At 60.5% G+C, this 10100-nt stretch carries 7 protein-coding genes and 3 pseudogenes; 6 read left to right on the top strand and 4 right to left on the bottom strand.

Annotation, left to right across the window (positions count from 1 at the left end):
• Positions 1-269 precede the first annotated feature (269 nt).
• Both BVER_RS24610 and BVER_RS24615 read left to right on the top strand, forming a co-directional pair.
• Entirely contained in the window at positions 270-986 is a 717-nt protein-coding gene (locus BVER_RS24610; protein ID WP_050455509.1) for a YdcF family protein, read from the top strand.
• An 89-nt stretch (positions 987-1075) separates the two neighbouring features.
• Positions 1076-1603 carry an HD domain-containing protein gene (locus BVER_RS24615; RefSeq protein ID WP_050455510.1) on the top strand — a complete coding sequence of 176 codons (528 nt, stop codon included), beginning with the start codon at positions 1076-1078 and terminating at the stop codon, positions 1601-1603.
• A gap of 14 nt (positions 1604-1617) precedes the next feature.
• Here BVER_RS24615 and BVER_RS24620 read toward each other — a convergent pair.
• A pseudogene (locus BVER_RS24620) lies at positions 1618-4301 on the bottom strand (excinuclease ABC subunit UvrA).
• Positions 4302-4422: 121 nt separating this feature from the next.
• Between BVER_RS24620 and BVER_RS32860 the strand changes: the two are divergent.
• Positions 4423-4734: a hypothetical protein gene (locus tag BVER_RS32860; protein ID WP_198155353.1), complete on the top strand. Its 312-nt coding sequence runs from the start codon at positions 4423-4425 to the stop codon at positions 4732-4734.
• 32 nt (positions 4735-4766) lie between these two features.
• Here the strand turns inward: BVER_RS32860 and BVER_RS24625 are convergent, their stop codons facing one another.
• Entirely contained in the window at positions 4767-5192 is a 426-nt protein-coding gene (locus BVER_RS24625; RefSeq protein ID WP_050455511.1) for a hypothetical protein, read from the bottom strand.
• Positions 5193-5624: 432 nt separating this feature from the next.
• On the opposite strand from BVER_RS24625, the gene BVER_RS24630 reads away from it, so the two are divergent.
• The 3 genes from BVER_RS24630 (at position 5625) to BVER_RS24640 (ending at position 8968) form a co-directional block, all read left to right on the top strand.
• Positions 5625-6380 carry a FadR/GntR family transcriptional regulator gene (locus BVER_RS24630; protein ID WP_050455512.1) on the top strand — a complete coding sequence of 252 codons (756 nt, stop codon included), beginning with the start codon at positions 5625-5627 and terminating at the stop codon, positions 6378-6380.
• 606 nt (positions 6381-6986) lie between these two features.
• A complete protein-coding gene (locus tag BVER_RS24635; protein ID WP_050455513.1) occupies positions 6987-8054 on the top strand; it encodes a glycosyltransferase family 4 protein in 1068 nt (355 codons plus the stop codon).
• A 14-nt stretch (positions 8055-8068) separates the two neighbouring features.
• A complete protein-coding gene (locus BVER_RS24640; protein WP_050455514.1) occupies positions 8069-8968 on the top strand; it encodes a polysaccharide deacetylase family protein in 900 nt (299 codons plus the stop codon).
• On the opposite strand, the pseudogene BVER_RS24645 reads toward BVER_RS24640, so the two are convergent.
• Positions 8909-9714: pseudogene (locus BVER_RS24645) on the bottom strand (alpha/beta fold hydrolase). The gene BVER_RS24640 and the pseudogene BVER_RS24645 overlap by 60 nt on opposite strands.
• Before the next feature lie 261 nt (positions 9715-9975).
• A pseudogene (locus tag BVER_RS34505) lies at positions 9976-10100 on the bottom strand (IS630 family transposase); the annotation flags it as partial.

The following is a 10100-nucleotide window of genomic DNA, read 5'->3' on the forward strand; positions in this document are numbered from 1 at the left end:
GCTTACCCGGAACAATGGACTCCAGTCGTCCCCATATCTCATCGGTCAGCAACATTCGACTCATCTTGATCGCTTACGCAAAAGATGAGATGTAAACACATTTCTTCAAATGTGAACAGAGCCTAGGTCGCCCACGCATTCTTCAGTGAATTTCGTTCAGACTACCGCCTGCCGTGGCTTGCCCGTTCGAACGATCGAACCAAAAACCGCACCTTGCAATTTCCATGCACAATTGAAAGGTTTTTGAAAACTCATCGACGAGGATTGAATTGGTTCTGCTCTGCCTGTTGATCGTGTTCGTAGCGCTGTTCATCGTCTGGAAGAAACGCCGGGTCGCCATCTTCTTCCTGACCGGCTTCGTGTTCTGGCTGCTGGGAAGCTGGCTCGCGGGGCCATTGATCCAGGCGGCTCAGGTCGGGCAGTACGCGATGCTCACGCCGCGCATCGCGCCGCGCACCGCGATCATCGTGCTCGGCGGCGGCACCGCTTACGACAGCGAGCATCGTCTCGTGCCCAAGGACGATGCCGGCACGCGCATCACGCTCGCGGGCGAGCTTTACAAGCGCTGCGTCGCGGAAGGCAAGTCGTGCAAGGTCATCATGAGCGGCGGCAATCCTCAGCATCATGAACAATCGGAAGCGGCGATCTATGCGCCACTACTCATAGACGCGGGTGTTAACCGCGACGACCTGATTCTCGCAGACCAGAGTCTTGATACTTACGAGAACGCACGCAATACGTACAAGATCCTACGGTCGTGCCAATACGATACGACGATCGTCATCACTTCGTCACTGCATATGAATCGCGCGTTGCTGTCGTTCGAAGCGTTTGATATCCATCCGCAGCCGGCGGTGGCGTATCTGCGTCATCCGAAATCGTGGTGGGTGCCGCATCCGGAAGGGTGGATCGATTCGAACAGCGCGTTGCACGAGATCATCGGCGATGCGCGCTTTTATGTGTGGCGATGGATCGGCCTGTATTGAGGGTATCGAACATTTGCGACAGTGACACGCGCGCGATGCCTTTAAACTGACGGTTCGCGTCGCACGACGCGCACCGGAGGACATCACGCGTGAATCGAATCATCAGCGCCATCGCGTTCGCAGCGGAGAAGCATCGCAATCAGCGTCGCAAGGACGCGCAGGCATCGCCCTATATCAATCATCCGATCGCACTGGCGAACGTGCTCGCCAACGAAGGCGGCATTACGGACGAGACCGTGCTGATCGCCGCCGTGTTGCACGACACGCTCGAAGACACGGATACCTCGCATGAAGAGCTCATGCAATGCTTCGGTCACGAAGTGGCGAAGATCGTCGCCGAAGTGAGCGATGACAAATCTTTGTCGAAGGACGAGCGCAAGCGTCTGCAGGTCGAGCTCGCGCGGCATATCAGCGAAGGCGCGAAGCTCGTCAAGCTCGCCGACAAGATATGCAATCTGCGCGATATCGTGGCGCTGCCGCCCGCGGACTGGGACGCGCCGCGCAAGCTCGAATACTTCGACTGGGCGCGACGCGTGGTGGACGAAATGCGCGGCGTGCATCCCATGCTCGAAGCATTATTCGATGCCGTGTACGGCGAGGCGCATACGTTGGCTTGAATGTGACTTGAGCGTTACAGCGCCTCGCGCAGATAACTCGCCGTGCGGCTCGCGCGATGTTTCGCCGCGACATCGGGTGTCGCCGCGACGACGAGCGTGCCGCCGTCCTCGCCCGCGCCCGGACCGATATCGATTACCCAGTCGCTTTGCGCGGCCACGCGCATATCGTGCTCGACGACGACCACGGTGTTGCCCGCATCGACGAGGCCTTGTAGCTGCGCCATCAGACGGTCGACGTCGGCGGGATGCAGACCGGTCGTCGGTTCGTCGAGGATATAAAGTGTGTCGCCGCGATGCGCGCGCTGTAATTCGGTCGCGAGCTTGATGCGCTGCGCCTCGCCGCCGGACAGTTCGGTCGCGGGCTGGCCGAGCCTCAGATAACCGAGGCCGATATCGCGCAGCACGGTGAGCGCGCGCATCACGATCGGTTCATCGGCGAAGAATTCGCAGGCGCTGTCGACGCTCATCGCCAGCACATCGGCGATGTTCTTGTCGTGCCAGGTGATCTCGAGCGTCTGCGGGTTATAGCGCGAGCCGTGGCAGGTCGAACATTCCGAATACACGCTCGGCAGGAACAATAACTCGACACTGACGAAGCCTTCGCCTTCGCAAGTCGGGCAGCGGCCTTGCGCCACGTTGAACGAGAAACGCCCCGCGCTGTAGCGGCGTTTTCGTGCAGCGGGCGTATCCGCGAAGAACTTGCGGACGTGATCGAACAGACCCGTATAGGTCGCGAGATTCGAACGCGGCGTACGGCCGATCGGTTTCTGATCGACGCGCACGAGCCGCTTCACCGTCTCCATACCCGCGACGATGCGTCCGCCCACCGGCGCTTCTTTTTTGGCGAGCAGCGGATCCTGTTCCTCGTCGTCGGCATCGTCGAGCGAGCGGCCGAGATGCGCGGCGACCAGTTCCGGCAGCGCCTGACTCACGAGACTCGACTTGCCCGAACCCGATATGCCCGTGACGGCGGTGAAGCAGCCGAGCGGAAACGCGGCATCGATCCAGTTCAGGTTATTGCGCGTGATGCCTTCGATCGCGAGCCAGCCGCGCGGCGTGCGCGGCACATGCGCGATGCGCGAATCCTGCGCGAACAGATGGATGCGCGTCTGCGATGCCTCGATCTTCGCGAGTCCTTTGGGCGGGCCGCTGTAGAGCACATGGCCGCCGCCTTCGCCCGCTGCGGGACCGACGTCGACCAGCCAGTCGGCGCGACGCATCGTCTGCATATCGTGTTCGATCACGAAGAGCGAATTGCCCGCCGCCTTCAAACGCTTAAGCGCGGCGAACAGCGCTTCGTTATCGGTGTGATGCAGACCGGCCGATGGTTCGTCGAGCACATACACGACGCCGAACAGTTGCGACGCGAGTTGCGTGGCGAGCCGCAGGCGCTGCAGTTCGCCCGACGACAGCGTCGGCGTCGCGCGATCGAGCGACAGATAGCCGAGCCCGAGATCGATCAGCGTGCCGAGCCGTTCGAGCAAGTCCGCCGCGATGCGTTCCGCCGCCGCGCGCTTTTCGTTCGAGAGATTCGGCGTGCGCCGCACATCGGGCGATGCCTTGTGCGCCGAGCCGCCCGACGCTACGCGCTGGGCCGTCGCCGCTCGGCGCGCGCTCCGGGTGAGCGTGGCTTCATCGCCGGACGATGCATGATCGGTCCACTCGCCGCGCGCGATCGGCGCGAGCAGCGCGGCGAGGCGATTCATCGGCAAGGCGGAGAATGCGGCGATATCGAGGCCCGCGAAGGTCACCGACAGCGCTTCCTTTTTCAGTCGCTTGCCGTGGCACGACGGGCAATCGCTGCCCACCATATAGCGTGAGACGCGTTTTTTCATCAGCGCGCTTTGGGTATGCGCGAATGTGTGCAGCACATAGCGACGCGCGCCGGTGAAGGTGCCCTGATAGCTCGGTTCCGCGTTGCGCTTGAGCGCCGCTTGCGTTTCCTTCGGCGTGAGTCCGGCGTAGACCGGCACGGTCGGCGTTTCCTCGGTAAAGAGAATCCAGTCGCGCTGCTTTTTCGGCAGATCGCGCCACGGCGTATCGACGTCGTAACCGAGCGTCACCAGAATATCGCGCAAGTTTTGTCCATGCCATGCAGGCGGCCATGCGGCCATGCGGCGATGGCGCGCTCGCGGATGCTCAGCGTGTCGTCGGGAACCATCGACTTTTCGGTGACTTCGTAGATGCGGCCGAGTCCATGACAGACCGGACACGCGCCCTGAACCGTGTTCGGCGAGAAGTCCTCGGCATAGAACATCGGCTGATTCGAGGGATAACTGCCGGTGCGCGAATACAGCATGCGAACGAGGCTCGACAAGGTCGTGACGCTGCCGACCGACGAGCGCGCGCTGGGCGTGCCGCGCTGCTGCTGAAGCGCGACGGCGGGCGGCAGACCTTCGATGGAATCGACCTCCGGCACGCCGACCTGTTCGATCAGCCGCCGCGCATACGGCGCGACCGACTCGAAATAGCGACGCTGCGCTTCTGCATACAAAGTACCAAATGCAAGCGATGATTTGCCCGAACCGGAGACACCGGTAAAGACCACGAGCGCATCGCGCGGCACGTCGACATCGACATTCTTGAGATTGTGTTCGCGTGCGCCGCGAACGCGCACGAAACCTGCTGAGGACGTAGTCGGAGCCTCGTCGCGATGCGAACGTTCAGAAGAGCGAAGGGCGTGGTGGCGAGCATCCATGTTCGGCTGATGGAAAGGAAAGGGCACGGTCGGAAAGCGAGACGGCAGCACGCGGCATGCCATTGGGTTGGTATTTTGCATGCAGCATGCAACTGTCCGGCGATTGTCTAACGCATTTTGCATGCGAAAAGCACAACGCTGCCGCGCCCGGCGATTAGCGCAACTCAACTCAGGCAAAGAGGCGAAACATGAGGATCGGCAAACTGATGGCACTGGTCGTGCTGACGAGCAGCGTGACCTTGGGTGCGACCGGCGCGATGGCGCAGGCGGGAACGGCAATGGCGGATCGGGCGGCGGCAACGCCCACGGTGCGGCAACCGCCGGCCCGACGATGGGTGGCGACAATACGTCCGCAACGACGAGCACGCACAAGGGTGGCTTCCACTTCAAGCACAAGAAGAAAGCCAAGCCCGCTGCCGATACGGCGCAGTAAGCGCCGCTGGTAAAGCAAAAAGCGCCGCGGTGTCAGACCGTGGCGCTTTCCGCGTCGATATCGTCCGTGCCCAGGCGGGAGAAGATATCGCAGACCGCGCGCATCTCCGATTCATCGCGGATGCTGACCATCACGCGCGTGAGCATATGAAGCGACTCGGTTTCATCGATGAAATCGCGATCGAGATCGGGAAGAATATCGTCGTCCGACGCTTCGATACCCATCGATACGACAGGCTCGGCCACAAAACCGGCTGGTTCATCGAAGCCGGCGTATTCGGCGGTGATCCACTGCGTAGGCGAACTGGCGCTGCGCGAAAGATAGGTGCGGCTGTCCGACATGCTGCTGATGTCCGTGATCCGCACGCGATCGCCCGCAATGCCTTCCGCTCTCAAGTCTTCCAACGCTTCATCCAGCCTGCGGGCGCCGAAAAACGCCCCGGTTACTTCACGCATCATTACTCGTCTCCTTGCTTGCCGCGTATTGCTCCGCTTATTTCATGCGAAATGCCCTGCGAACACCGCAACGATGGCTCATGAGCGCGCGAGATGATGGCGAATCCAACGGATGCGGCGTGGGATTCACGAGCCTGATTCGAAAGTGACTTCCTGCGAAGTTGCACGACCACGCTTAAGACCTGCGCGGCTTAAGCGGCTAGGGCGTCGTGCATTCACTTCATGCGGTACATGAACTTTACGCCGCAAGAAACGGTTTTTCAATGTTTTGGTTTGGCCCTAATGCTATGACGGGCAAGGTTTTTTTGGCTAAAGCTGGCAATTTTTCTCAAAGGCTTTCGGCATGCTTCCGTCGACATGGCGGATATGTGTCATCGTACAAGCTGCGCGCGGCCCTATAATCCCTTCATCGAGCACTCATTCACCGGTCCTGCAATGTCATCAGCCCTCGCTTCCGACTCGCTTCGCCGCTCCCGCAATCTGACTGAAGAAGTCGTCGCCGAATTGACCGAGCGAATTCGCGGCGGCGCGCTTCAACCGGGCGACAAGCTGCCGACCGAATCGGAAATCATGGCGCAACTCGGCGTCAGCCGAACCGTGGTGCGCGAGTCGATCTCGCGCTTGCAGGCGGCGCGTCTGGTGCAGACGCGGCACGGCATCGGCACCTTCGTGCTCGAGGCCGGCGATCAGGATCGGTTCCAGATCGAGGCCGCGGGCGAACTCACCGTGCGCGACGTGATGGCCATTCTCGAATTGCGCATCAGCCTCGAAGCGGAAGCGGCAGGACTCGCCGCCATGCGCCGCACCGACGAAAATCTCGCGCAGATGCACCACGCGCTCGACGAGTTCGAACGGCATATCGCGCAAGGAACCGGCAATGCAGTCGCCGCCGATGTCGCGTTCCATCTCGAACTCGCCAAGGCGACGGGCAATCGCTATTTCCATAGCATCCTGAGCCAGCTCGGCAACACCATCATTCCGCGCACGCGGGTGAATTCGGCGGCGCTCGCGCACAACGATCCTTCGGGCTATCTGGATCGCGTGAACCGCGAGCACGAAGATATCTACGATGCCATCGAACGCCGCGATCCCGAAGCCGCGCGCGCCGCGATGCGCATGCATCTTTCCAATAGCCGCGAGCGTTTGAGGCGCGCGCAAGAGGCATCGGCGAAGACGTCCGATGCGGCTTGAGCGGTAAGCAGGCGCGCTTCTTTTAGCATCGACATGCTGTCGGCAACATTACAAATAAAGCCGGGCATGTCATGCAAGGTTCAATCGTTTGCGCGCTCGAAGCTTTCTTAGAGCTTGCTTATGCACCTGCTTTTTAGTTAGGTATGGCGATGCTGTTGCCCGGACTCGCGCTAAGATCGCGGCTCGTTTTGGGCAGCGCATAGGCATGAGCTTAAGCCGCATTGCTAAGGAAACACTTAACAGCGTCGATCATTTTACTTAGAAGTAGAAAGTATTACCTCCGCGCATATTGGTGTTTCTCCCATGCATGTTTTAGCGGTGTCAACTAAAGGCCTGCCGCGTCGTTAAAAGGTGCGAGGGCTTCCCGTCGCTTGAGCCGAAGCCTGTCGATCAGCCGTTTTGAAGCGGTTTTGAGGCCGCCAGCCGTAGCGTATCGAACGACGCTCGCCAGCACGACCGCCCGACCGCTTAAGGCAAGCCTGTTCAAGGCTTGTCGGCAATCCATTAAAAATCCCTTACGAATGACACAGGGAAAGAAAGGCGTTTCGATTATTACCAAAAATTTCCGGCTCGCTTTTAGGCCGGGTGCAAGTGGAAGGTGAGTCTTTGAAGATCCTGCATAGCGAGTCGTCGAAGGGTTGGGGTGGTCAGGAAATCCGCACGTTGAAGGAGATGGTCGCACTGCGGGAATGCGGCCATACCGTCGAATTGCTTTGTCCGAGCGATGCGCGTCTTGGCATCCGCTGCGCGGAACTGGGCTTCGCGGTGCATCACGCGCGCATGCGAGGCGGCGGCGACATGCGTTCGATGGTGCGCGTCAAGGCGCTTCTGCAGCGCCGCAAGTTCGATGTCGTCAACACGCACAGCGGCCACGATAGTCTTGTCGCGGGCTCGGCGGCGCGTCTCGCGGGCACGCCGCTGATCGTGCGCACGCGGCATCTGGCGCTGCCGATCAGTTCGCTGGCGACTTATACGTGGATTCCGCATCGCGTGATCGCGGTGAGTCATTACGTGCGGCGTTATCTGATCTCGGCGGGCGTCGACGAACAGCGCGTGCAGACCATCTACGACGGCATTCCCAAGCCCGAACTGCTGTCGAACTCGACGCTGCGCGCCGAACTTGGCCTCGGCGCGGACGCGACGGTGGCCTGCATGGTCGCGATCATGCGCGACGAGAAAGGTCACGAGGATCTCATCGCGGCCGCGCAACCGTTGTTCGATGCATATCCGAATCTGCACGTCGTGATGGCGGGCAATGGCCCCGCCTTCGATCGGATCAAGGGCATCGTGCGCAGTCTCGGTCTGGAGCAGCGCATTCACATGCTGGGCTTTCGCACCGATGTGCCCAACATCTTTCGCGGCAGCGACATGTTCGTGCTGCCGACGCATCAGGAAGCCTTGGGGCAGGCCTTTATCGAAGCGATGGCGGCAGGCCTGCCGGTGATCGGCACGCGCGTGGACGGCGTGCCCGAACTGATCCAGGACGGCGTCAATGGACTGCTGGTGCCCGCGCGCGATCCGCTGGCCTTGCGCGCGGCGCTCAAACGCATGATCGACGATCCCGAGTTGCGTCAGCGTCTGCGCGAGGAAAGCCTGCGTATCACGGAGCGCGGCTTCACGATCGGCGACATGGCTTACGAAACCTCGCTGTTCTATCGACGCGCGTTGCGCTAGCGGGGACATCGCCAATGAGCCGGCGTGCACGCGCCTTGCCCGTGTTGATGTACCACCACGTCAGCACGTCGCCGAGCATGATCACCGTCGCGCCGCAGCACTTCGCCGCGCAAATGGCGTATCTCGCGAGCGCGGGATATCGCACGATCGGCGCGGCGCAGCTCGCCGCGTTCATGCGCGGCGAGGATGTGCCGGAGAAATCGCTCGTCATCACCTTCGATGACGGCTACCTCGACAACTGGGTGCACGCGCACCCAGTCTTGCAGCGTCATGGATTCACCGCGCTGTGCTTTCTCGTCAGCAGTTGGCCCGGCGCGGGCGATGTGCGTCCCCACGCCGCGAACGCCACGCCCGATGCATTGCCGCCTTTACTCGATCATCACGCAGGCGAGCGCGCGATCGAAGCGGGCCGCACCGACGATGTCGCGCTGCGCTGGTCGGAAATCGACGCGATGCGCGCAGCCGGCACCTTCGAGTTTCATAGCCACACGCATACGCATGTGCGCTGGGATCAGGTGATGACATCGCGCGAACAAAAACGCGCTTGCCTCAAGGATGATTTGAGCGCGTCGCGCGAGACCTTGGCGCAGCGCTTGGGCGAGGTATCGGACCATCTGTGCTGGCCGCAAGGCTATTACGATGACGACTATCGCGAAGTCGCGCGCGATGCGGGCTTCAGGCATTTCTATACCTGTCACGTCGGCACGAATGCGCGCGCGTCTCTTAAAGCACAAGCGAATGAACGCTCCATCAACCGGCTTGAAGTGCGCGATCGTCCGGCTTCATGGCTTGCATCGCGCCTTTGGGTGCATAGCCGGCCCACGCTAAGCCGAGCCTATCTAAGGCATCAAGCGCTAAGAGAAAAATGCGGCAATGGCATCGTTCACCGCATCGGGTGCATCGCGATGCGGTGAATGTCCGCAATCGTCCAGCTTGAGCAACTGCGTGTGAGGCACGGCGCGTTTGATCTCGTCGATCTGCACCATCGATGCATATTCGTCGCCGTGTCCCTGAATGGCCAGTAGCGGGCGGCTGATCGTCGACAATTCGCGCGTGATGTTCCACTCGCGGAACGCGGGCATCAGCCATGCGTCGTTCCATCCGTAGAAGGCGGAATCGGCGTCGTCGTGATAGGACCCGAGCTTGTCGCGCAAGCCGCTGCTTGCGTAAGTCGCGCGCACTTCGCGAATAGCGTTGACCGTCATGTCTTCGACCAGCACATGCGGCGCCATGATGGCCGCGCCGGCCAGCGCATCGGGAAACGCGCACGCATAGAGCAGGGCGATGGTGCCGCCGTCGCGTCGCTATGGCCGATCAGACGCATGCGCGCGCGTTCTGTCGCATCGATAGTCAAGGCATCGAGCAAGGCGGGCAAGACATCGCGCGCCTGATGATGCAAAAACTCGACGGGCCATTTTTCATCGGCACGACGTGGCGTCGAGCGGCCATAACCCGCGCGCGAATAAACCAGTCCCCGGCAATTCAGGCGATCGCATAACGAACGCGGCCATCTTTTCCATAGCGCGATGGAGCCCAGCCCTTCGTGCAGAAATACCGCGATCGGTGCATCGGCGCGTTCGGGATGTATCCATTCATATTCGATGCGCACCGGATAAGGCCAGGTGTCGAGTTCGGCGAATTGCGTTTTTTTATGATCCATCGTGCTCGAATGCTTAGGGCTTTGCGAAAGATTAGCAGAGGCGCTTAAGCATCGAATAGCGGTCTATGCACTATTTAAGCGTATAATCTTACATATTTATTTCTCTAGACTTAGCTGAACTTTTTCTGCGAAAGTAATTCGTAAGAAATTCGCCGCACTGCAAGGAGCGCGGCGTCCTTTATCGATTACTCGCGCTAAGCAAGTCGCGCGGCTTGATTTTGTTTCTGGAGAAAACGCATGAATCGACCCAAACGCATGCTGCTAGTGTTCCGTCCCAGAAATAACTTTACATAACCGAGCCACTTTCTGAAGGATGGAATCGGCGGTTGCGGTCCAGACAAATGGACGGTTGTGCTGGTTGTAGCGTGCGACATAGCGCTCGATGC

Source organism: Candidatus Burkholderia verschuerenii, from assembly GCF_001189365.1.
GTDB lineage: Bacteria > Pseudomonadota > Gammaproteobacteria > Burkholderiales > Burkholderiaceae > Caballeronia > Caballeronia verschuerenii.